Source organism: Reinekea sp. G2M2-21 (assembly GCF_015687175.1).
Classification (GTDB): Bacteria; Pseudomonadota; Gammaproteobacteria; order Pseudomonadales; family Natronospirillaceae; genus Reinekea.
The window spans coordinates 463,660-486,416 of the sequence record NZ_JADPQG010000001.1 but is presented as its reverse complement, the minus strand read 5'-3'; the positions used below and the strand labels follow the sequence as shown (position 1 = coordinate 486,416).

The 22,757-nt window shown below is 49.4% G+C and carries 24 protein-coding genes and 1 pseudogene; 10 read left to right on the top strand and 15 right to left on the bottom strand.

Annotated features, from left to right (window positions below; all coding sequences use genetic code 11):
• The first annotated feature begins 2 nt into the window (after positions 1 to 2).
• The 3 genes from IYN85_RS02230 to IYN85_RS02220 all read left to right on the top strand — a co-directional run bounded on the left by IYN85_RS02230 (position 3) and on the right by IYN85_RS02220 (position 2,166).
• Positions 3 to 344, top strand: a complete 342-nt coding sequence (locus IYN85_RS02230; RefSeq protein ID WP_196157218.1) for an arsenate reductase — start codon at positions 3 to 5, stop codon at positions 342 to 344.
• An 11-nt stretch (positions 345 to 355) separates the two neighbouring features.
• Positions 356 to 1,387, top strand: a complete 1,032-nt coding sequence (gene dapD / locus IYN85_RS02225; RefSeq protein ID WP_196157217.1) for a 2,3,4,5-tetrahydropyridine-2,6-dicarboxylate N-succinyltransferase — start codon at positions 356 to 358, stop codon at positions 1,385 to 1,387.
• 233 nt (positions 1,388 to 1,620) lie between these two features.
• A complete protein-coding gene (locus tag IYN85_RS02220) occupies positions 1,621 to 2,166 on the top strand; it encodes a GNAT family N-acetyltransferase (protein ID WP_196157216.1) in 546 nt (181 codons plus the stop codon).
• 12 nt (positions 2,167 to 2,178) lie between these two features.
• Here IYN85_RS02220 and IYN85_RS02215 read toward each other — a convergent pair whose 3' ends face one another.
• The 8 genes from IYN85_RS02215 to IYN85_RS02180 all read right to left on the bottom strand — a co-directional run bounded on the left by IYN85_RS02215 (position 2,179) and on the right by IYN85_RS02180 (position 10,456).
• Positions 2,179 to 3,285 (bottom strand): hypothetical protein, encoded by a 1,107-nt coding sequence (locus tag IYN85_RS02215; protein WP_196157215.1) that lies wholly within the window; start codon positions 3,283 to 3,285, stop codon positions 2,179 to 2,181.
• 154 nt (positions 3,286 to 3,439) lie between these two features.
• Entirely contained in the window at positions 3,440 to 4,261 is an 822-nt protein-coding gene (locus IYN85_RS02210; protein ID WP_196157214.1) for an alpha/beta hydrolase, read from the bottom strand.
• 13 nt (positions 4,262 to 4,274) lie between these two features.
• Positions 4,275 to 5,459, bottom strand: a complete 1,185-nt coding sequence (locus IYN85_RS02205; RefSeq protein WP_196157213.1) for an NAD(P)/FAD-dependent oxidoreductase — start codon at positions 5,457 to 5,459, stop codon at positions 4,275 to 4,277.
• 6 nt (positions 5,460 to 5,465) lie between these two features.
• Positions 5,466 to 6,308 (bottom strand): 23S rRNA pseudouridine(2605) synthase RluB, encoded by an 843-nt coding sequence (gene rluB, locus IYN85_RS02200; protein ID WP_196157212.1) that lies wholly within the window; start codon positions 6,306 to 6,308, stop codon positions 5,466 to 5,468.
• Positions 6,295 to 7,713, bottom strand: a complete 1,419-nt coding sequence (gene scpB / locus IYN85_RS02195) for an SMC-Scp complex subunit ScpB (protein WP_196157211.1) — start codon at positions 7,711 to 7,713, stop codon at positions 6,295 to 6,297. Before scpB ends, rluB begins: the two co-directional genes overlap by 14 nt.
• A 2-nt stretch (positions 7,714 to 7,715) precedes the next feature.
• Entirely contained in the window at positions 7,716 to 8,870 is a 1,155-nt protein-coding gene (locus tag IYN85_RS02190; RefSeq protein ID WP_370592144.1) for a segregation/condensation protein A, read from the bottom strand.
• Between the two features lie 13 nt (positions 8,871 to 8,883).
• Complete coding sequence (locus IYN85_RS02185; protein ID WP_196157210.1) at positions 8,884 to 9,504, bottom strand: L-threonylcarbamoyladenylate synthase; 621 nt, start codon at positions 9,502 to 9,504, stop codon at positions 8,884 to 8,886.
• A gap of 64 nt (positions 9,505 to 9,568) precedes the next feature.
• Positions 9,569 to 10,456: a PHP domain-containing protein gene (locus tag IYN85_RS02180; RefSeq protein ID WP_196157209.1), complete on the bottom strand. Its 888-nt coding sequence runs from the start codon at positions 10,454 to 10,456 to the stop codon at positions 9,569 to 9,571.
• A 218-nt stretch (positions 10,457 to 10,674) separates the two neighbouring features.
• Between IYN85_RS02180 and IYN85_RS02175 the strand changes: the two genes are divergently transcribed.
• The 4 genes from IYN85_RS02175 to mnmC all read left to right on the top strand — a co-directional run bounded on the left by IYN85_RS02175 (position 10,675) and on the right by mnmC (position 14,185).
• Positions 10,675 to 10,977: a YciI family protein gene (locus IYN85_RS02175; protein WP_196157208.1), complete on the top strand. Its 303-nt coding sequence runs from the start codon at positions 10,675 to 10,677 to the stop codon at positions 10,975 to 10,977.
• Between the two features lie 69 nt (positions 10,978 to 11,046).
• Complete coding sequence (locus tag IYN85_RS02170; protein WP_196157207.1) at positions 11,047 to 11,727, top strand: TIGR04211 family SH3 domain-containing protein; 681 nt, start codon at positions 11,047 to 11,049, stop codon at positions 11,725 to 11,727.
• A 125-nt stretch (positions 11,728 to 11,852) separates the two neighbouring features.
• The gene (locus IYN85_RS02165; RefSeq protein WP_196157206.1) at positions 11,853 to 12,203 is read left to right on the top strand and encodes a hypothetical protein; all 351 of its coding nucleotides are present in this window, start codon (positions 11,853 to 11,855) and stop codon (positions 12,201 to 12,203) included.
• Entirely contained in the window at positions 12,203 to 14,185 is a 1,983-nt protein-coding gene (mnmC, locus tag IYN85_RS02160) for a bifunctional tRNA (5-methylaminomethyl-2-thiouridine)(34)-methyltransferase MnmD/FAD-dependent 5-carboxymethylaminomethyl-2-thiouridine(34) oxidoreductase MnmC (RefSeq protein WP_196157205.1), read from the top strand. The genes IYN85_RS02165 and mnmC overlap by 1 nt, the downstream gene beginning before the upstream one ends.
• A 26-nt stretch (positions 14,186 to 14,211) precedes the next feature.
• Here the strand turns inward: mnmC and greB are convergent, their stop codons facing one another.
• On the bottom strand, positions 14,212 to 14,685 hold the full coding sequence (gene greB / locus IYN85_RS02155) for a transcription elongation factor GreB (protein WP_196157204.1): 474 nt from the start codon (positions 14,683 to 14,685) through the stop codon (positions 14,212 to 14,214).
• Between the two features lie 227 nt (positions 14,686 to 14,912).
• Here greB and IYN85_RS02150 point away from each other — a divergent pair, with 227 nt between their 5' ends.
• The gene (locus tag IYN85_RS02150; RefSeq protein ID WP_196157203.1) at positions 14,913 to 16,361 is read left to right on the top strand and encodes a hypothetical protein; all 1,449 of its coding nucleotides are present in this window, start codon (positions 14,913 to 14,915) and stop codon (positions 16,359 to 16,361) included.
• Positions 16,362 to 16,383: 22 nt separating this feature from the next.
• Here IYN85_RS02150 and IYN85_RS02145 read toward each other — a convergent pair whose 3' ends face one another.
• Complete coding sequence (locus IYN85_RS02145; protein ID WP_196157202.1) at positions 16,384 to 17,811, bottom strand: PLP-dependent aminotransferase family protein; 1,428 nt, start codon at positions 17,809 to 17,811, stop codon at positions 16,384 to 16,386.
• A 186-nt stretch (positions 17,812 to 17,997) separates the two neighbouring features.
• Here IYN85_RS02145 and IYN85_RS02140 point away from each other — a divergent pair, with 186 nt between their 5' ends.
• Positions 17,998 to 18,198, top strand: coding sequence for a DUF1127 domain-containing protein (locus tag IYN85_RS02140; protein ID WP_304627140.1), 201 nt, complete (start codon positions 17,998 to 18,000; stop codon positions 18,196 to 18,198).
• A gap of 5 nt (positions 18,199 to 18,203) precedes the next feature.
• On the top strand, positions 18,204 to 18,797 hold the full coding sequence (locus IYN85_RS02135; RefSeq protein ID WP_196157201.1) for a LysE family translocator: 594 nt from the start codon (positions 18,204 to 18,206) through the stop codon (positions 18,795 to 18,797).
• Between the two features lie 292 nt (positions 18,798 to 19,089).
• Here IYN85_RS02135 and IYN85_RS02130 read toward each other — a convergent pair whose 3' ends face one another.
• From IYN85_RS02130 to IYN85_RS02110, 5 genes and pseudogenes are all read right to left on the bottom strand, one after another.
• Positions 19,090 to 19,707: a LysE family translocator gene (locus IYN85_RS02130; protein ID WP_196157200.1), complete on the bottom strand. Its 618-nt coding sequence runs from the start codon at positions 19,705 to 19,707 to the stop codon at positions 19,090 to 19,092.
• Between the two features lie 71 nt (positions 19,708 to 19,778).
• Positions 19,779 to 20,081 (bottom strand): hypothetical protein, encoded by a 303-nt coding sequence (locus IYN85_RS02125; protein ID WP_196157199.1) that lies wholly within the window; start codon positions 20,079 to 20,081, stop codon positions 19,779 to 19,781.
• Between the two features lie 499 nt (positions 20,082 to 20,580).
• Positions 20,581 to 21,084: a hypothetical protein gene (locus tag IYN85_RS02120; RefSeq protein WP_196157198.1), complete on the bottom strand. Its 504-nt coding sequence runs from the start codon at positions 21,082 to 21,084 to the stop codon at positions 20,581 to 20,583.
• Between the two features lie 108 nt (positions 21,085 to 21,192).
• On the bottom strand, positions 21,193 to 21,366 hold the full coding sequence (locus IYN85_RS02115; protein ID WP_196157197.1) for a hypothetical protein: 174 nt from the start codon (positions 21,364 to 21,366) through the stop codon (positions 21,193 to 21,195).
• Between the two features lie 185 nt (positions 21,367 to 21,551).
• Positions 21,552 to 22,490 (bottom strand): annotated as a pseudogene (locus IYN85_RS02110) (IS5 family transposase).
• Between the last annotated feature and the right edge of the window lie 267 nt (positions 22,491 to 22,757).

Here is a 22,757-nt window from a genome sequence, read left to right as displayed (position 1 = left end):
GCATGATTAAGATCTATGGCATTAAAAACTGTGACACCATCAAGAAAACCCTGAAATGGTTTGATACACATAAGCTGCCGTACACCTTCATTGATTATAAAAAAGAGCCGCCAACGGCCGAGCTGGCATCCACCTTTTTAGATGCCCATCACTGGGAAACCATCATCAATAAACGCGGCACCACCTGGCGTAAACTTGATGAACAGACGAAAACCGAAATGGACCAGACACGGGCCATCGCGCTAATTCAAGAACAACCTTCCATCATTAAACGACCCATCGTCGAAAAAGACGGACAACTTTGGGTCGGGTACGATGAAGCACAGTTTGAGCAGTTTATTTAATGGAGAACAACATGTCTTTTTTTGCCCTAGCACTCGGCACAGCGACTCGCAACCGCGACGAAAAAATTATTGAAGCCTGGTATCCACAACCGGTCGTCAACGTTGACGCCACGCTGATCAGCGATATTAAAGCCGTGGTTAAACACGACGCTGGCAATGCCGTTCATGTGCTGGAGAAAGAGCAATACTCAGCCGTGCAAACCGTCTTTAACACAGCCGGATTGCAGTTAAATGTGAAATTGCTGGAAGCCGCCAAAGACAGTGATCAAACCTTGATCCTAACCATGCTGGAAACAGACAGCGCTCCCGCTTCCGTAGCGGAAGGCTATCTGAAATTGCAATTACTGTCACACCGTCTGGTTAAACCTCAACAGGTCGTATTGGATGGGATATTTGGCATATTGCATAACATTGCCTGGACCAATGAAGGGCCGATCGACCTGCCCGAGTTACCGGAACGTCAAATTCAAGCACGCTTAAGTGGCCGCGTGCTGGAAGTTAACTGCATCGATAAGTTTCCGAAAATGGCCGACTATGTAGTACCCAGCGGCATCCGCATTGGCGATACCGCCCGTGTCCGATTGGGCGCACATTTGGGTGAGGGCACTACCGTCATGCACGAAGGCTTCGTCAATTTTAATGCCGGTACCGAGGCGGTATCGATGGTTGAAGGCCGCATTTCCGCCGGAGTTTTCGTCGGCAATGGATCGGACATTGGTGGCGGAGCTTCTATCATGGGCACGCTCTCGGGCGGCGGCAAAGAAGTCGTTTCACTGGGAGAAAACTGCTTACTGGGCGCCAATGCCGGCACCGGAATTCCGTTAGGCGATCGGTGTACTATTGAGGCAGGCTTGTATATTACGGCAGGTACCAAAGTCACGTTACTGGACAACAATAAGCAGGCTATTGAGACTGTTAAGGCCAGAGATCTGGCGGGCAAATCAGACCTGTTGTTCTGGCGCAATGCTCAAACCGGACGCATCGAATGCCTGACCAATAAATCGGCTGTCGAACTGAACTCAGAATTACACAGCCATAACTAGTGTCCCGAGTCGGAAGTTCGTATAGCTTCAGAGCGAATGGGAAGTGCTAGTACAAGGCGCTCTTCGTAGAGAATATCGAGATCTTTTCAAGAAGAGCAACTCCGTAATAGTGTTTTCCATTCGCTCCCCTCGGGCGGGCCATTCAAGCGAACTTCTGACTCAGGACACCAGGTCACTGGCACCCGCCCTTTACTGCGGGTGCCTTTATCCTAAAGCTTTGCGCTGGAGACCCCATGTTTAAAACTGACACAGCGGTACCGGGCCTCAGCCTGGTATTGGCAAATGTGCAACACGCAGACGCCCTTTTCCAACTGGTCGACCGCAATCGAACTTACCTGCGACAGTGGCTGCCGTGGCTGGATCACAACACTCAGGTTGACGATTCTGAACATTTCCTGCGCGGCTGTCAGTCCAGCTTCGCTTCGCAGAGCGCCTTAAATACACTTATCTTTTTTCAGGAAGATTTGATCGGCACAGTTGGCTACAACACGATCAATCACGCCAATCATGACGCCGAAATCGGTTATTGGATGAGCGAAGATGCAACCGGACGTGGCTTCATGACCGAAGCTGTTAGAACGCTTATTACCTTGGGTTTCCAGGAATATGGTTTGAACAGGCAGGTTATCAGAGCGGCAACCGGAAACCGCCCCAGCCGCGCCGTTGCGGAACGTCTTGGCTTTACCCATGAAGGGTGCGCGCGTCAGGCAGGGTATCAATACGGTGAATACCACGATCTCGAAATTTACAGCCTGCTTAAAAGCGAATGGCAAAAGTGACTTGGTGACTTGTCACGCGGAGATTCTTTCCTCAACAAGCGCGTTGGTAATCTGTTCCGGTATGAACACAAACGACTTTTGGTAATCGCCACTGTCCAAAGCTAAGAACTTACCTTGAGCCCTTTTGGCCACCCACAGTAGCGTGCTTTTCAAGAATTTATCAGATAGGCGATTGCCCTTTTCACTGAATCGCCAGGTTACCGGTTTACCTTGATATTCAAAGTTAACCACGCACTGACCGGTGATTTCATCTTTCGATGAATTCACAAAGGTCACACCCAGTGATTCGCCTGTTGCCAACAAGATGTTGTGCAGCACCTGAGCATGATGCTCGAATTCAAAGGTACGCTGACAATTTACCCGAACGACCCGCTGCGGCAGCAAAATGGCAATCATGTCCTTGTCTTCGGACTGAGGCGTTAACATGGTGTTGGCCAGTGTTGCCAATTCACCTTCTGTCCAGACCGCCACTTCCTGGTTGGTTTGTTTCAATATGCGACAAATAAAATGAAACCGATCCAGCAACACATTTGTCCGGTGCTGACGTTCCACGGATTTTGATTTACGAAACGCATTTTCCACACTCGGTGGCGTTTGAGACTTCACCACCCTATCCAGGGTTGGCACCGAACCGATGTTGGCACCTTGAATGAACTGTTTTTCGTCGATTGCTGGCCGTTTCACCTTTGGTTTGGTTTGCGGTACAGCCGATTTGCCCAGCGGTTCTGGTGGTTCAAAGGCGAGCGTTCCCAACGTGAATGGTTCGGTTCTGTCCGTATTATCCACCATCCATGTCGGCTCCTCCTCAGCAACAACGGATCGCTTCACTTTATCATTTCTGGGGACCACCACCTGTTTGCGAATGGTATCTGGAACTGGCACGCCGAAATCAACGCCGGGAATTTTTTCAAGAAAAGCTTTATAGGCAGGAAACTTGTCGATGAGCCAGACTTTGGTCAGCAGACAAAACAACCCGAGATGACTGCCAATAAAAACGGCGGTCAAACTGGCCATCGCCAGGTTTTGCGACAATTGCCGAACCGTAATAAAACCGACGGTTGCGACTGCCAAGATGGTCAGTACCAGCACAAAAATTCTGATCGAAAACGAGCGCAGCATAGAACTTCCTTTTTTATTGTCGATAATGTCGACTCACTACTACATTCCATCAGCAGTGACACTATGGGGCAGCATTCTACCGATAGCGACATTAAAGTCAGCTCATCGGCGTGAAATTCCCGCTACCTATGTGACGAAGTTCACACTTTATTGTTTATTTTTCACTCAACCACTGTAAGGCTGGCAGTAAGCGCAGTGCCCAGGCTGCCTCGTTGTGTACAGCGTCATCCGCGATATGAGAGAAACAGTGACTTGGAGCTAACGTGGCTTGAAGCAATTCAAACAGCGCGATATTGCCTTGCAGGTACACCTGCGGAAACTCACTTAACAGTGCATTACTGGTTTCTTGCGTGCCGACATCGACGTATATCGCCGTGGAAGGCGAGAACTTGTGGGCGGTTAGCGCGCCCAGCAACTCGTCATGTGCAAACCATGTCGCAGTAGACATCGCCATGTATTTGGAAAACGCCTGCTCATATCGAGTCGCCGCAAACAGAGTGACGAAACCACCCATCGAACTGCCACCCAAATAATTATGCTGCGCACTTGAGTGGCAACGGAACGAGCGATGCACCTGTGGCCGAATAGCGTTGACGAGAAATTCCAGATACAGATCGGCCAAGCCACCGGCTTCCAAACCAGGTTGTCCCTTCCAATAGCTCAATCTTGGGCAAGGCCAAGGGCTGAACTCATTAAAACGTTTTGCTGCATCGTTTTGGCCTTCTATGGCCACCACGATCATCGGCTCGCTCAACTGCAGCTGCGTTTGAATCATCTGCCAACAGGTGCCGTAGGTAGCGTCTTGGTCCCGGAACACGTTTTGTCCGTCATGCATGAACAAAACCGGGTAGACGTGTTGCGAGGTGTGATAATCTGGCGGCAACCAAACCCAAACGCGTCGGCGCTGATCCTGAGATAACTGCAAAGCTTCCGGCCATTGCACTTCCAGTTCAATAATCTGGTCTTTAACCATCATGCACATGCTCCCGTTAACAGACTTGCCCGGCAGCCCAACCACTCGACCAAGCCCACTGGAAGTTGTAACCCCCTAACCAACCTGTCACATCCAGAACTTCACCCACAAAAAACAACTGCGGCTGCAACTGACTCATCATCGTTTTGGACGAAATGTGCTGAGTATCGACGCCGCCCAGGGTGACTTCCGCCGTACGGTATCCTTCAGTGCCACCAGGCTTAAAGGTCCAGCAATTCAAAGCCTCAGACAGTATTGCCACATCACCCTTCGACAATTCAGCCAGAGTTTTGTTTAACGCAAGCCATTGGCAAAAATGTTCCGCCAGACGAGCGGGCAAATACTGCCCCAACCAGGTTTTTAACTGTTTTTTACCCGAATGATGCCGATCTTCGGCAACTTTTTCCGCCACATCGAGAGTGGGCAACCAATTGACAATAAGGTGTTCACCGGGTTGCCAATAGTTGGAAATCTGTAACATGGCAGGCCCACTGAGACCACGGTGCGTAATGAGCAGCGGTAACCCAAAAGTCTCACCATTCACGGCACTCACCTGCACATCCACGGATAAACCTGACAATGCGGACCAGGTTGATTTGTCGGCATTATTCCAGGTAAAAGGCACCAGCGACGCCCGATAGTTCAACACCGAATGCCCAAATTGCTTCGCAATTTTAAAACCAAAGTCGCTTGCGCCCATTGTCGGAATGGACAAACCACCGGTCGCGACCACGAGAGACCCGCTCGTCACGAGTCCGACACTGGTTTGCAACTGGTATTTTTGATTTTCGTAAGCAATGGCTTGAATGTGAGTATCCAGCGACAACTGGCCATCGGCTTGCGCCAATTCAGTCAGCAACATCTGCTGAATGTCTTTCGCACTGTGGTCGCAGAACAACTGGCCGAGTTCTTTTTCGTGGTAGTCGATTCCGTGTGAAGCCACCAAACCAATAAAGTCCCATTGGGTATATCGGCTCAATGCACTGCGCACAAAATGCGGGTTCTGACTCAGAAAATGGGCAGGGGTAACATCCATATTGGTGAAGTTACAGCGCCCGCCGCCAGACATCAGGATTTTTTTTCCCGCCTTATTCGCATGGTCGATCACCAGAACCGAACGGCCGCGTTTGGCGGTTTCGATACCACAAAAAAGACCGGCAGCGCCGGCCCCGATCACCACGACATCAACATGCTGAGCCATGGTGCGTTAAACCCGACCTTTGTTTTCGACAGAACGGCGGGTGCGTTGTTTTTCCATTTTCCGTTTCATTGGATCGCGCTTGTGTTTAATGATTGACTTCCAGGGTGCTGAAGGGAGTTCAACCGAGGCTGCCAAACGGTCGATTTCTTTTTTCGGCAATTCCTGCCAGGTACCGGCGCGGACAGTCGACTCCAGAAAGACGGAGCCATAGCGCACTCGCTTCAGACGAGATACCTGCAAACCCTGGCTTTCCCACAAACGACGGACTTCACGATTGCGCCCTTCCATTATCACGACATGGAACCACTGATTGGAGCCTTTACCGTTGAAAAACTGCACATCGGTAAACCGCGCAGGCCCGTCTTCCAGTTCAACACCGGCGCACATGGCGTCGATATTGTCTTGAGAGACTTCCCCTAACACCCGAACGGCGTATTCACGCTCAATCTGCCGAGATGGATGCATGAGCCGATTGGCCATTTCCCCGTCGTTCGTAAACAACAACAGGCCGGAGGTATTGATATCCAGACGGCCAATGGCCACCCAACGTTCACCGGGCAGTTTTGGTAATCGGTCAAAAACGGTGTGACGCCCTTCCGGGTCTTTCCGGGTACAGATTTCACCTTCCGGTTTGTTGTACACCAATACCCGACGAACTTTTTCGTTCTCAACTTTTACGGGTTTGCCGTCTAAACGCAGATCATCGCTGGCAGTCACCTTGTCGCCCAGGGTCGCTTTTTCCCCATTGACGATTACCCGACCTTCTTCAATCGCGCGCTCCATTTCGCGACGCGATCCCAGACCTGCTTTGGCCAGTACTTTCTGTATGCGTTCTTCACTCATTGTCATCTTCCTCACGCGGCGAGTCATTCTCACGATTGTCCAGCAGCGCTTGTTGTTCCGCTAATTTTTCCTGAATTATCTTCCACTGCTCTTCTTCCGATAATTCAGCTGATGGGGTGTTCTTTGCTATTTCGGCCAACGACTTCGGTTGCGATAAGTCCTCGTCCGACGTTTCTATTGCATCTTCTGGTTCTGAACTTTCCGGTTCATCGGTCTCTGCCGGGTTCCATTCGGAGGCAGCCTCCGGCTCAATTGTCTGAGTGGCTTCATCACCCTCTTCATCGTCATCCAGATCAAGTGCCGGGTGCTCATGTTCTGCCCGTTGCTGTTCCAACGCCGACTCAAAGCGAGTGTTCACATCGTCCATGGCCGCCAATTCATCATCAAGCTGTTCGTCGATAAACTCGCTGCCGGTTTTGCCTTCCACATGCAGTGCAAAGCGATTGGCGATGGCATCAAAGGTAATTTCGGACTGAGAATCGTCTTTCCCTTCCGTGCCTTCACCCGCCTCACCACTGTCGAGATTCATTTGCGGATTCAGTTCATCCATGTCACGGATTTCGCTGAGGTTCGGCAACTGATCGAGCGATTTCAAACTGAAGTAGTCAAGAAACTGCCTCGTGGTAGCGTACATGGCCGGTCGCCCCGGTACATCACGATGCCCCACAACGCGCACCCATTCGCGCTCCAGCAAGGTACGGATGATGTTTGAGCTGACCGCAACGCCCCGCACATCTTCAATTTCACCGCGGGTAATGGGTTGACGATAGGCGATGAGCGCAATGGTTTCCATCAGCGCACGCGAATAACGCTGCGGCTTTTCTTCCCACAGGCGGGATATCCATTGCGCTGTGCCAGGGTCGGTTTGGAACCGGTAGCCACTGGCCACTTCGACCAGATGTACCCCTTTATTCTCATAGGAGGCGATCAGTTCCGCCATAATCTGACGGACAATCCGGCCATGGGGTCGTTCATGCGGTTCAAAAATGTCCCGTAAATGGCTGACCGACAAAGTTGCTCCGGAAGCAAACAGTGCCGATTCCAGAATCCCAGTGAGAACTTCATGTTGATGCCCACCATAAGGGTCACCTTTTTCAACGTCCTCCGGGTCTTCATCCGGTTCGCTGTCACCCAGATCCACCTCGTCGTGCGCAGCTGGGTCGGCGCTGTCGAGCAAACCATCCGCTACGTCCGCATCGTCCGTCTTTTGATCTGAATCCAGCGCGTCTGAGGCTTGCAGTTCCTCTTGATCGTAAAGACCTTCATCGGCGTCCAACAAGGGGCGTTCAGTGTCGTCCTCGGCAGGTACATCAGCGGCTGCCACATCCGATGTGTCGACGTTGTCTAATTCAATGTGCGGCGGTAATTCGCCGGGCTGAAGAGTTTCGTTTTCTGATTTCTGGTCCGACATACTTATTCCGATTTCGCTTTCACGTGAATGGGGGCAAACACATCGTTCTGCACCAAATCAATAAGAGATTCTTTAGACAATTCGAGAATGGCCAGGAAGGTAACCAGCACACCCATGCGTCCTTCTGACGGGTCAAACAAGGTGATAAAAGGTACAAACGCTTTGCCCTGCAGGCGATCCAACACTTCACCCATGCGTTGCCGGGTCGACAGGCTTTCCCGCTGCACTTCATGGCCTTCAAACATTTCGGCGCGACTCATCACTTCTTTAAACGCCAACAGAATTTCACGCATATCCACGTCTGGATGCAACTTGGGTCGCTCGTAGTCCGGCCGCAATTCATCGGCCAGAAAGATCTCGCGTCCCACGCGGGGCATGCTATCCATATTTTCCGCAGCTTCTTTAAACTGCTCGTATTCCTGCAAACGACGAATCAATTCAGCTCGAGGATCTTCCTCCTCGACCTCACCTTCTTCGCGACTGCGCGGCAGTAGCATGCGGCTTTTAATTTCCGCCAGCATGGAGGCCATCACCAGATATTCGGCCGCGAGCTCAAGTTGCATACCTTGCATCAGTTCAATGTATTCCATGTACTGACGAGTAATCTCGAACACGTTGATGTTAAGAATATCGAGATTTTGTTTGCGAATAAGGTACAGCAATAAGTCGAGCGGACCTTCAAACGCATCCAGGAAAACTTCCAACGCATCCGGTGGAATATACAAATCAATCGGAATTTGCGTCATGGCTTCGCCATCGACCACAGCGAACGGCATTTCGGCCTGCTCTGCCCGGGCCCGCTCACGTAATGATTTGAGGGCGCGCTGTTTAGGCGTTAACGGATTTTCGGGTACGGGTACTTCCGCGGCTGGAAACAGCGGTTCCGGGACCGGAGCGGCTACAGCAGAATCCGAGCTTTCTGGTTCCACAGACTTTGCGACGTCGGAGTTTTCATCCGCTTCTGCAGAAGCTTCAGACGTTACACCGACGCTAGATTCCGCGGCAGGCAGATCTGCGCTGTCTGCTTCGGCATCGGTCAATACCTGTGCCGGTTGCTCAGTAACCTCTTGAGACGCTCCCTCCAACACCGCAGCTTCTGCGGTATCGTCATTGGGTTGCTGTGGCAAGTCTGATGGCTTATCCAATTCTGAATTCATGCGTTACCTGTTGTCACAAGAAAGGAGCAGGATCACCAGCGCCTTCGCGCAGCACTTCTGGAACGCCTTCTAGTAGACTGACGATCGTGGATTCATCGTAACCGCAGAAACCACCGTCAATCACCAGGTCCAGTTCGTGTTCCAGGGTTTCACGAATCTCATAAGGGTCGCCCAATGGCTGTTCTTCGTTGGGCAATATTAGTGTGGTACTGAGCATCGGTTCACCCAAGGCGTCGAGCAAAGCTGAAGCGATCTTATTACCGAGCACACGTAAACCAATGGTACGTCGCTTTGGGTGCAGTAATTTACGGGGAACTTCCCGGGTAGCCTGCAGAATAAAGGTGTACGGCCCAGGGGTATTATTTTTGATCAGTCGATAAGCGACATTATCCACTTTGGCAAACATGGCGAGATCAGCCAAGTCACGACAGACCAGCGTTAAGTTATGCTTATCGTCGATCTGACGAATGCGACGAATGGTATCAATACCGTTCTTATTCCCCATCAGGCAGCCCAGGGCATAGGCGGAATCCGTCGGATACGCAATAACGCCACCGTTGCGGACGATGTCAACGGCCTGATTAATCAACCGCGCTTGCGGATTTTCAGGGTGTATCACAAAGAATTGGCTCATATTGGCTCCCGCCAAGGAAATTTGACCGCTACTTTACCCTGACTTTTTACCCGATTCCAGCCAATTACTCACTCACGGTAGAAACAGAAATGGAATTCATTCGCTGCTGTAACCAATCTTTCGCCAAAGGCACATCTCTTGGCCAATCGGGGAAGGCTCCCAGCTTCAACCAGCTGGTTTTTGGGCTATGAAAATCACTGCCGCCACTGACCCACATGTGGCGCTGTTGGGCTTGATTGGTCAGAAATTTACGCTTTTCCGGGTGCATGCCCACACAGGCCACTTCCACCCCAACACCGCCGGCTTCATTGAAATCGTCCAGTAACTCGCGGCATTTTGTCCAAGTCAATGAATACCGATGCGGGTGCGCCAACACAGCCATGCCGCCATGTGCGGTGATGGTATTTACCGCTTCGGCCAGCTCCGGCCACTGTTGCTTCACATCGCCGGGCTTGCCTTGGCCGAGCCAGCGCTTGTAGGCGTGGCCTGTGGTCTTAACCTGTTCAGACTCCACCAGATATTGAGCAATATGCGGCCTCGCCGGTGTTGCAGGGCCGGCCAAGGCTTCGATTCGAGCGACATCCAGCGTAAAACCCGCTTTTTCCAGCAGATGACAAATGCGCTGAAAACGCGTTAACCGCCGTTCGATATAATCTTGTTCGACAGCCAACCAAGCCTTGGAATGCACATCCATGCCCAGCCCGACGACATGGATGGTGCGCCCCAGCCACACACAGGACAACTCAGTCGCCGGGTACAGGTTCATCCCCGCGGGTACCCACCCCAGGGTAAGCGCGTCCCGGTAACCGGCGGCCGTATCGTGGTCGGTCAACGCCAGGTCGGTCACACCCCTTTCTGCGGCGTGACTGAGCAGATCGGCGCAACTGAGCTGCCCATCGGAGTAGTGGCTGTGACAATGCAGCTCCCAGGAATGTTGTCGATTCAGAATCATAAAAAAAGTAAATCTCTGGTTGTCTCATGCTGGGTCATTAATACCAAACCCGTTCAAATGAATGCCTTTACGTGCTGTTCACCCATGGGTTAGCCCAGTACACACGGGACATTTGTGTCGAAACAGTTAACATATTTGCAGGAAGGCGGTTGCAAAATACAGCCTCCGCCTTGTAACTTACCCACCAACATTCAATCAGATAACTATGGATTAACGCTATGTGGTACGCCATTATCTCAGAAGATCAGCCAAATAGCCTTGAAAATCGACTCGCTGCGCGCCCGGCGCATCTGGAGCGGCTGCAGCAACTGCAAAATGAAGGTCGTTTATTGCTGGCCGGACCGCACCCGATGATCGACACCGAAGACCCCGGCAAGGCAGGGTTTTCCGGTTCACTGGTGGTCGCGGAATTCAATGACCTAGCCTCGGCACAAGCCTGGGCAGAGGCCGACCCTTATGTTAGTGGCGGCGTTTACGCGAAGGTCGTGGTGAAACCCTTTAAAAAAGTACTGCCTTCTTAATAAAATGACCTCATAATCTATTTCAAAAATCAGTCACCAGAACATTAAAAGACACAACAGGAAATTATCATGCCTCTGCCACGCGTTTTTAAACTGCTGCTTGCATTAACGCTTTTTTCAGCTGCTCCCTTCACGGCCTATGCCGAAACACTTTGGTTAAGTGACGTTCTATGGGTCAACGTTCGAACTGGACCAGGCTCTGAATACCGAAGTTTAAAGACCATCACGTCAGGCACTCGCATGGAAGTTCTTGAAGAGCTGGAAGACAGCGACTTCATCCGCGTACGCACTGAAGATGGCTTGGAAGGCTGGATTCCGAAACGTTACACCTTTGACGAACCCACTGGTCGCATTCAGGCAGAAAACATGGCCGCTGAGAAACAACAACTGCAACAGCAATACGACACGCTGGAAGCGAAATATACAGCGCTGCTTGCGGATAAGGGGGATGTTAACGGTGAGTTGGAAACATTACGCACTAATAATGCGGAGTTAAGCAAGGAACTTAACCGCATTAAAGCCATCAGTGGCGACGCAATCAACCTGGATGCCGAATATCAGGACCTGGCCGAAGAAAATGCTCGCGTTAAAAACGAGCTGGATGTGTTGAAAGCTGAGAACAGTTCGCTAAAAGAGTACAACGATACACAGATGCTCTACGTTGGTGGTATTTTGATCATTATCGGTATTATCCTGGGGGTTGTCCTGCCCCGGCTGACTGGCCGCAAGCGCAAAGATGGTTGGCAATAAGCAACATCATGAATCTCTCAAGCCGGATATTCATCCGGCTTTTTTTATGTTTTACGGACAGCAGACGAACTATTGTCCTTTCGTGATACACTTTTTGCTAATGACACTTTTTTGGATTAACCGCTATGGCGTGGTTGGATACTCCCATTGAAAAACCCTATACGTTGCGGAACCTGGCCGATTTACTGAGCCAGGGGCTGCTGGGTTCAATGTCCCGTTTTTCCCATTTTCAGATTGTCGAGTGGTGTAGTCACTTTGTGGACGAGTACGATATGAGCCCCGACTCTGAACTGCCACTGACCCCCACAGCCGCCATCGCATTAGCCGATGACGTTGTTGTACAGTGGGAATTGTTCCTGGCAACACAATACACCTTGGACGACCTGCACAAGTTCACGCTGGCCGATGTTGTTTTACCCAAAAGCTATTTCGAACAATGGCTTAATCAGGTTCTGGCGCTGCCGACTCAACACTAATGGAATACGCTGATCTTGCCTTTGCCGACGATGGCACGCCGACGTCGGTCCGTTTCGATGATATTTATTTTTCCAAGGGCCAGGGGGCTGCGGAAACACACTATGTATTTATTGAACAAAACCACCTGCCTGAACGATTCGCAGCTCTGGAAGACAAGGCACATTTCACCATAGCCGAAACGGGTTTTGGTACCGGTCTTAACTTTCTCGTTGCCTGGCAACAGTTTCTTCAATTCGCACCGACATCGGCGCGGCTAACCTTTGTCAGTTGTGAGAAGTTTCCACTGCGTCGGGAAGACCTTGTCCGCATCTATCAACAGTGGCCCGCATTCGCGGAACAAACTCAAGTCTTACAAGCCGCTTACCCTCCTGCATTGAGCGGTTTTCACCTGCTGGAATTTGATCGAGTCAACTTGCTGCTCATGTTTGACGACGCATCCAACGCCTTTGCCGAACTCAGTGCTTCCGTGGATGCTTGGTTTCTGGATGGCTTTGCCCCCAGTAAAAATCCAGACATGTGGCAACCGGCACTGTTTCAGCAGATGCAGCGTCTGAGTCACAAGAAAACCACCGTCGCCACCTTTACTGCGGCACGTCTGGTGCGCGATGGTCTTAGCGGCGCTGGCTTTGCGCTGACAAAAGTCAAAGGCTTCGGTAAAAAACGCGACATGCTGAAGGGCGAGTACAGGGGGCTTTGCGGACCCATCCCCTATTCGCATTGGCCCAGCTCCGAGTTACCCATCGCCAAACCAAACCGACGAAAACGAATTGCGGTCATTGGTGCTGGCCTGGCCGGTGTGACCAGCGCGATTGAGTTAAAGAAGCGTGGTTATGAGATCACGCTGTTTGATCAACACCCGGAGGCCGCTCAAGGCGGGTCCGGAAACAGTCAGGGCGCGGTGTACGCCAAACTGTCGGCGCACTACACCGTAGCTACGCAATTTTATGCCCAAGCACTGATTGTCGCGCAACGGCAAATGTCGGCGTTGCCCAACGACGTTGCGCACGGAACCACGGGCCTCGTGCAGCTGGTTCACAATCAAACGGAAGTTGATCGGTTACAAAAGCACGCTGAATCCAGCTATATTCCCGCCGAACTTGCGACGATCAAATCCGCGGCAGAACTCAGCGCTTTAACGGGCGTCACCGTTCAAGATGCAGGAATGTGGTTTCCGCAAGGTGGCTGGGTCTCTCCCGCGCAATGGGTTCACTACCTGACAGAATCGCACAAGGTAACCTGCGAATTTTCTACCCAGATCATCTCAATAAATCAGCAGGAATCTGGCTGGTATTTGCTCAGTTCGGATCAACGCGAGTGGTTGTTTGACCAGGTGGTTCTGTGCACCGCCTTTGATGCTCTGCACTTTAATGACACCGCCCATCTGCCCCTGAATACGATCGCAGGCCAGATCACGCAACTGTCAGCACACGGGCAGCATCACCAACTTAAGGCGGTTATCTGCACTGACCGCTATGTCATGCCGGTACACAACGAAACATTAACCGTCGGTAGCACCTTCCGGATGAAGTCGACAGACACCACCGTCACCGATGCCGACCATCAGGAGAACATCCGCAATCTGCGACAGCGTATTCCGGGTTTACTCAGCGACGATGAAGTGGTCGTCTCAGGGCGCGCTGCGGTGCGCTGCAACGCACCCGATTATTTGCCTTTGTTAGGACCGATCTCACCGGCAAGCGAACTGGCTGAACAGTTTCGTATCCCCCTGCAACGCAACCTTGCCCACAAAGAACCGGCGGCAAAACATTTGCCGGGGTTATGGGTTAATCTTGCGCATGGATCGAAAGGCCTGTGCTCATCGCACCTGAGCGCAAAGCTCTTAGCTGCGATGATTCATGGAGAGCCACTGCCCTTACAGGTGTCCCTGGTACAGGCATTGAACCCGAATCGTTTTGTGGTACGAGCGTTGTTACGGGAAAAGAGACAGAAGATTGGTAAGGGCGGACAGACAAACAAGTAAGCTGGCGACTTTTTCCGGAAGTGCCATTATTTCTCGTATTCGATGGAATTGATATACCAGAACTTGGTTTCGACCTGAGTGCGGACTTCGGCTTCGTCACCGACTTCTTTTTTTAACAGTGCGCGTGCCATAGGCGAGTCGATAGAAATGTAGTCTTTGCGGTTAAATATTTCATCGTAACCAACAATGCGGAATTTCAGCGTGTCACCCTGCTCACTTTCCACCTCAACCCAGGCACCAAAAAATACTTTGCCTTCCTGATCTTCGTGGTAATCCACTACTTTTAGCGTTTCCACACATTTGCGCAGATAGCGCACGCGACGATCAATCTCGCGTAAGCGTTTCTTATTGTATTGATAGTCGGCGTTTTCACTTCGATCACCCAGACTGGCCGCCCACTGAACTTTTTTGGTCACTTCCGGACGTTCCTTCCGCCACAGATCGTCCAGTTCTTTTTTCAAATCGTCCATACCACGGCGGGTGATTAATGGGGTTTTCAATTTTCGGGCTTCCTACTTCATTTTTTTAGTCGCGCCAAAGTGTATCACCCTTTCTCAGTGAGTCGAGAGCAGTCATATTTGAAGAAAATGTCTCTCTCTGCATCCAAATCGATGTTTCAAACGTTACCAACTTAGATAGCCTGTGCCGACCTCTCACGATGAAAGACCGAGGTTAAGACAATAGCGCACAAAACGACAATTCAGCCGAACAAGGAAAAGAACACCACATGGTCACTCTGAACAAAAGCACATTAACACTCGCTACCGCATTGGCGATTTCCGGGTGTAATCCGGACAACAAAACCCCTAACCCTAATGAAACTGACACCACGCCACCTAGCCTGGTGTCGGTGCCGGTCGAAGGAACCGTGCTGCTCGCCAACGAATCGGTTACGGTGAGCTTCTCCGAAGCAATCGCGATTGACTCCTTAAAACTGAATCAGAATGGGGACGCCATCACCAACTTCACCACCGAGTGGAATGCCAATGAGACAGAAGTCGTCATTTCTCCGGCTCCTCGCTGGGCGGGCGGTGACAATAGCATCGTACTTGAAGTAGCCGATAAAGCTGGCAATACCCTGATCAGCGAGCCCATTACGATTCGCGTCAACCTGACCCTGGAGATAGATCAACAAGCGTCTACCGTCTTTGGTGAACTCGTCGATGCCGAGCGCTCTTACTACGGCAATTTATTTATGGACGAAAATGGCATCTGGCTAGCCGATTACAGCGCCGAAGCCCTGTACTTTTATAACGAATTACCGCAAAGCCGAGATGCCGAACCGGACCATGTGATTACGGCCATAGACTACTTAAACACTGAAACACTAGAACCGGAACAAAGAGTTTTCGATGGACCCCAGACGCCATTTGTATATAAAAGTCGCCTTTTTGTCGCAGACTACGATGATGGTGCTGTGTATATTTTCGACAGCATACCGACGTCCGATCAACTCAATTTTGGCATTGTACTCGGGTACCCCGATTTCTCCTTGAGCAGCGAAGAAGACGCCTGCTCGGCCAGTCGCATGGATGAGCCAGAAGCCGTTATGGCAGTCGATGGTCGCCTACTGGTAGCAGATAGTACCAACAACCGGGTGTTAATTTGGAACACAATTCCAACGGCGTCTGGCACCCTTCCAGACCTCGTTTTGGGCCAATCGAGTTTTGACAGCTGCGCCGATGGCGTAAGCGAATTCGCCATGAACAATCCTTCTGGCGTGTGGTCCGATGGCACCAAATTACTGGTAACGGATGGCTCCAATAACCGAGTACTGGGTTGGAACAGCTTTCCTACCAGTAACAACCAACCGGCAGATTTCGTTCTGGGTCAAGCTGACTTCACAAGTAATGAATGTAACCTGGGTTCAGACGCCGCTAACGCTGAATCATTATGCGATAACTACGAAGGCATTTTCTCCAATGGTCGGCAGATCTTTGTCGCCGACAGCGATAATAATCGTGTTTTGGTATGGAATGATTGGCCAACCGAAAATGGCGTTGCAGCAGACAGCGTATTGGGGCAACCGGATTTCACCTCGACCATCGATGCCGATGATCTTGAAGAGCCTGCCGATAATCGTTTCGATAATGTCACTGGTATATTCGTGCATGACAATTTACTGATGGTTTCCGATGAAGGACGCGGATCTGTCGTCGTGTTTGACGGACAATAAGGTTTAAGATAACGCTGATAATTCACGCTTGATGAATCGCCTGCTTCAAGTGTTCGCCGATGGTTTTCAGCGCGGCTTCACGTTCTGAAGACCACTCATTGGCAAAATTCAAACGAAAATAATTTTTGTACAACCCAGAAATTGAAAACAATTCACCCGGTGCGATGCGAATATCCAGTTCACGACATTGGTGATACAAAGCCGTCGCATCGACTTTCTTTGGCATCTCAAACCAAGTTACTAAGCCACCCTTCGGGGAGCTGGCCCGGGTTTCTTCCGGAAAATACAGACGGGCAAAGTCGCGCAGTTGTTCGCTGCGCTGTTTGTATAACAGTCGAGCCTGTCGCAAATGTCGGTCATATAGACCTTTGGACATGACATCCGCCGTCACGGCCTGCGGTAAACTTGGTGATGCCAAATAGTTGGTGTACTTCTGTCGCAAGACTTCATCGTAGTATCGGCCTGGCGCGATCCAACCCACCCGCAATTGTGGATCCATTGTTTTCGACACTGAGGAGCACCAAAGTACCCGCCCATCCGGGTCGAATGCCTTAAAGGTTTTCGGTCGCCGCCCTTCAAACTGCAGCTCACCATAAATATCGTCTTCGATCAGGCAGATATCGTGCTCCACCACCAGATCCAGAATTTCTTTTTTGTGTTCATCCGGAATGGTGCAACCCAGCGGGTTCGAGAACGTCGAAATACACAGGATGGTTTTAATCGGCCACTGCTGTAACGCCAGCTTTAACGCTTCAACGCTCATCCCGGTTTCTGAGTCCGCGGGAATCTCTATAGCTTTTAAGCCAAACGCTTCAATCATTTGCAGCAAACCGAAATAGCAAGGCGATTCAACCGCGATGATATCGCCCGGTTGCGTAATCGCTCGTAATGCCAGCGATATGGCATTCTGAGCACCCACGGTGGTGATGATCGATTCCGGGGAAATGTGCACACCGCCGTCGATACCCCGGCGCGCAACCTGCTGACGAAGGTCAAACAGCCCTTCTGTCGCATCGTAACCCTCCCCGAGATTCGACCCAGCGCGCGACAACCGGGTAAAGGTTTTCTGAATTACCGAGGCGATGGACAATTTCAAATCCGGAATAGCGCAACTGAAGTTCCGGTTTTTAACCGATGAGGCTTCGCGTTGCACTTCGAGCGCGAGTTCCTTCGTCGTGACCGCGCGCGGCCTTGTTTTGACTTTAATCTGCGAGGGCAAGCCAATCGACGATTGGCTGGAACGCTTCACAAAGTAACCGGATTTAGGCCGCGCTTCGGCCCAACCCCGATCTTCGAGAATGGCGTAGGCGGAATTCACGGTTGCGATACTCACCTGCTCCGCCTTGGCCAGGGCCCGAACCGATGGCATTTTTTCACCCACTTTGTACACCCCGGCTTGAATATGCTCGATTAAATTATCGGCCAATTGCGCGTAGAGAAGAGATTCCATAAGCCACCATCACAGTTTGTTCGCGTTTTTCATGTAAAATGCGGTACAGATTTGAACTGTATCTATCAACATTCATATTTTCTGGATCTGTACCGCTACAGATGAGCAGCCTATGCTATGTCCACGTTGAGCGCAACCTCCGGTGGTGCTAACGCTCCCTAATTTTTGTTGATGCGAGGACACGATATGACAACCATGCAAACCAACCTGACCCTTCCCACTATTCGTGTACCAGGATTGGCATGGATTGCTGCTGTGCAAGCCTGGGTCAAACAACGTCAAACGCGCAACGCACTGGCAAGTTTGTCAAGCGAACAGCTGAAAGACATTGGCCTGTACCGCGATCAGCGAACCCTTGCCAGCACGTTAAACCGTCAACTGTGGTAATGAACATGACACTTAATCTGGCTCTAATCCTGTTTGCTCTGGCGTCCACCGGGACGCCCGGGCCCAATAACATCATGATCTTATCGTCTGGTTTAAACTTTGGTATCAGCCGTTCAATCCCCCATTGGCTGGGTATCTGTACCGGTGTACCAGTGATGCTGATTACCCTCGGTTTGGGTTTAGAGCAGGTATTTGTCGCATTTCCAGCGTCATTTATGATCATGAAAGTGTTAGGTGCCCTGTACCTGTTGTACCTGGCCATTAAAATCGCCCGTACCACAGTCAGCGGAGAAACGGCCTCACGCAGTCAACCCATGAACTATGTTCAGGGCGCGTTGTTTCAATGGATTAACCCGAAAGCCTGGGTTATGTGCCTGAGCGCGATCCCGGCCTTTACCGTACAAGAGCAACCCATGTTGCCGCAGGTAATGATCATCGCGCTAACGTTCATGGTGATTGGTTTGGTCTGCGTTGGGAGCTGGCTGTTTGCAGGCAGCCAGTTACAGAAATTATTGAAAAACCAGCGTCAGCAACGGTTCTTCAATATCAGCATGGGCAGCATTCTGGCGCTGTCCATCGTGCCGATGATCACGCTGTGAAAAACGCTTGAGCGTTTTCGCACAAGCAATTAACGGCGAACCTGAAAATTTGTTAAGACCCCAAAATGGAATTGAACAACTGGGTAAGTATGCACGTTTGAAAACAGACCTTAAAAAACGATTGAAAGCGGTTTTCTCGCGAACAAACGGCTATTGAGGTTACCATGAAAGTGACTGCAAACATCACTAAGCGGACGGTTTGATGGTTTATAAGGGATCAAGCGAAAAACTATAAGCAACGCATAGTGAAAATGCCACGCGTTGCTAATCCCGATTGACCAGTTTGTTAGTTTTAATGCTGGCGACTCAATAACAGGCTTGCTCCAGACATAGCTAAAAAGGTTGCGCCTCCCCTATTGAAGCGCTTTGCCATTTTCGGCTGCGCGAACCACTGCCTTAAATATATTCCTAATATGGCATAAATCGATATTGCACCCATTTCTAATATCAGGAATGTAGCCCCTAAAACGAAGAACTGTTCATCTACATTAGCCGAAATATCGACGAACTGTGGTAGAAAGGCAGTGAAAATTAAGATCGCCTTTGGATTACCAGCGGCTAACAAAAATTCTTGTTTAGCTAAACCCAGTCGGTTGCAAGTGTTTTTTAATTCAGAGACGGGATATGTTTCCGAACGCCAAAGATTAAAGGCAATCCACAACAAATAAGCTGCACCTACAATTTTAATGGTTAGAAATAGAGTCTCAGATGCATAGAGAATAACAGCTAAACCTGAAGCAGCCAAAGCAATCAATATAGCGAATGCTGAAAGTCGACCAAGACCAGCAATGAAAGCGGTATTAAAGCCATAACAACGAGCATTGTTCATAGACAGTAGATTGTTTGGGCCTGGAGTCATATTGAGCGCAAAACACGCAGGTATAAAGAAAAATAACTTCCACATTTCCACAATATTTCACCCATAAAACTAACTTTTGGAGCTGTTGCGCAGGCTTTTTCGCATCGAAAAGCCTGCATTTGTTAAGGTGATAGTTCAAAAGGCTCACCTTCATTCCTTGATGAATTATTAATTTTCCACCCTTCATCAAATTTTTGCCATAAGCTGCTGCGAAGAGAAAAAGTACCTCCGTCTGTATCATTACCCTTAAAAAAGGCTCTAAAGACCAGCTGGCAGATTTCTTCACTGTGCTGTGTAAAATTGAAGTCCTGTATCATAGCATTCCATGATTGCTCTGTAGGAAGACTTTCTAGGATACTATCAAGTCTAAAATATGCCCAAGAAGCTCCAATCTCCTTATAACCAGGTGCAATCCTTTTTCTCACCTTAAACTCAGAGTGCCCTACCTCGAAAGTAAGCTATGCTTTTCCAGTTCAATTATCTGCGCTTCAGTATTCATAAACACCATAACAGTGTGATATGAAAACTCACACTTTACTCCTCACTTTTCGGCTCTTAAAGAAATACAAAATCAAAGACAACACCGAAAGAATCAGGAGTGCAGGATAGATAAACAAAAGATCAACCCTGATATTACATTCACCTGTACACAATACTCGCGCATACATTAGATACTCATAAACCGCATAGCCAATCCATGCTATACCGGTAAGCACACAGATTAACTGCTTGAGCTTCACAAATAGACGAATGAATAGCAGCCCTACTAGTACAGCACCAACCGGAAAGATCATGAAAACTCCTAATGCGATATCCATTTACACATAACCCAAAAATAACTGGCGAAAATGCGAACCAGCGTGTCTTAGTCCAGCGCGTACCGCATAGCGGTGTTTACGCGCACAGTTCATTGTATTGTTAGGATTAACCTTCAAAAGCCCGACTGCCATAGCCAAATGCTGAAACTTCCCCATCAACAATAACCAGTCCAAGCTCATGATCTGTGTCCCATCTACAAGAAAATCGAATTCCAATTTTCCCAACACTACCATTATTTGCCTCATGGATATAAACAATATTAGGAATGACAAATTGCTTAATATCGGTAGCATTATTTAGAGTTTTTAAACCATCTAGCTTTGCAGAATAACCACACATGCGTGACTCATTGCCAAATTCCTGAAGTATCTTTTCCAAAATCTGGTTGTGAAGGTATTCTGCATTATTAATCAGCCAGTCGATAGTTTCACTGAATCTACTAGGGACGGGTGGAGTCTCGCATTCTTCGTATCTAAGCATCAGGGGATAGTCACTTGAAAGTAGCTCCGAGCTTTCATTGAAGCTCCTATAACCATGCCAAGATGGTAGATCCACAGATCCCATCCAGAAAAAATCATCAAACTTAAATTCTATTCCGGAAATATCCATAAACAAAACCTTAGAGTCTGTAATTGGCGGCGAGTGTAAACGATTTCAAAGCCCGCCATCTTAACGGTTTTTGTGCGGACTTGACCAACAATTCATTATTATGCGAACTTATTCAAAGAAATCGTCCCTAAATACACTCAGAGCATTACCTGACGGAAGGTTTGCCGCCCATTCTAAATACTCTTCTTCACCAGATTCGACATCGTCAAAGTAGTCACAGGCTTTTTTATCCATATCACCTCCGATCATCCAACCCCAGCCTTCGAAATCGTAAAGGACCATCCAATGATTCTTAACATTGTCTAAACCAACAAGGTATAAACCTAGGGCAGCTCTGATTTTTACTTGATTTTGATTGCTGCCACTTCCAAGTTATAAAGAAGTCGCCTTTTTTAGTCATTCGGCCTACTTGGCCGCTCTGTTTTGCCTGATTTTGGGGATTAACCCAAAATTCAGGCACTCTGGCCCTAGGCCAGCAACGTTTTCACCCTCAATAGATTGCAAAACGCTGCCAGTAAATACAATCGATTGGTGTTTTTATTCAACCCTCGATAGCGAACTTTGCTGTAACCAAACTGCTGCTTGATTCTGGCGAAGCTATGTTCAACTTGCGTACTCAATGACGACTTAATTGTCTCTGTCTCTAATTCATCTTTCGACATGGCTTTTCGCTTGCCCGGTCTCTGATTGATTAGCCAGTCTACTTTGCGGCGCTCATGCTCTTTTCGCTTTTCCATCCCAAGGTAACCCGCATCGCCACTGACGCGTTTTTCCTTGCCGTGAAGTAGCTGTCCACTCATTACAATGTCATGCACGTTTGCGGAGGTCGTTTTTACGCTGTGGATGAGTCCAAATGCATCATCAACACCAATGTGCATTTTCATGCCGAAGTGCCATTCATTTCCTTTCTTGGTCTGACACATCTAAGGGTCACGCTTACCATCTTTATTTTTTGTGGATGTCGGTGCTGCAATGATCGACGCGTCCATGATAGTGCCTTCCTTGAAAGACAAGCCTTTCATTTCCAAATAGCGATTAATCTTGTTAAATAGCTTTTCACCGAGATTGTGCTCTTCCAACAGATGACGAAAGTTCAAGATAGTGGTTTCATCAGGTACAGTATCTATGGTGATGCCTGCGAACCTTCGCATGGACTCAATTTCGTATAAACTGTCTTCCATGGCAGGATCGCTCAGGTTATAAAATAATTGCATGCAGTGAATACGAAGCATGCTGGATAATGGATACGGTTTTCGGCCACGAAGGGATTTTGAATAATAGCGGGCAATCGGTTTTCCAAGCTCCTTCCACGGCAGAAGCTCATTCATTTGAGAAAGAAATATTTCACGCCGTGTTTGCTTTCGTTTTGCCTGGCCTTCGGCATCTGAGAAACTGAGCTGCTTCATATGGATCTACCCATCAAAATACTATTTGGCTATTATCACCCAAATTGAGCTATTTTTTAGACCTGCCCTAGTTTTTAGAATGCTTTGCAAGCAACAATGCTGGGGAATATAGCGAACGAAGAAGCAGTGTCAGATGAGATCGGGTCCAATACACATAAGTAGATTCAGGATGAGGGCTACTTTTTTTCGTTTAAGAGGGTTCGACATTCACAGTCATACCTGTAGCCCTCGGTCGGCACTCACAAACCGAAAATTCAAATCATAACA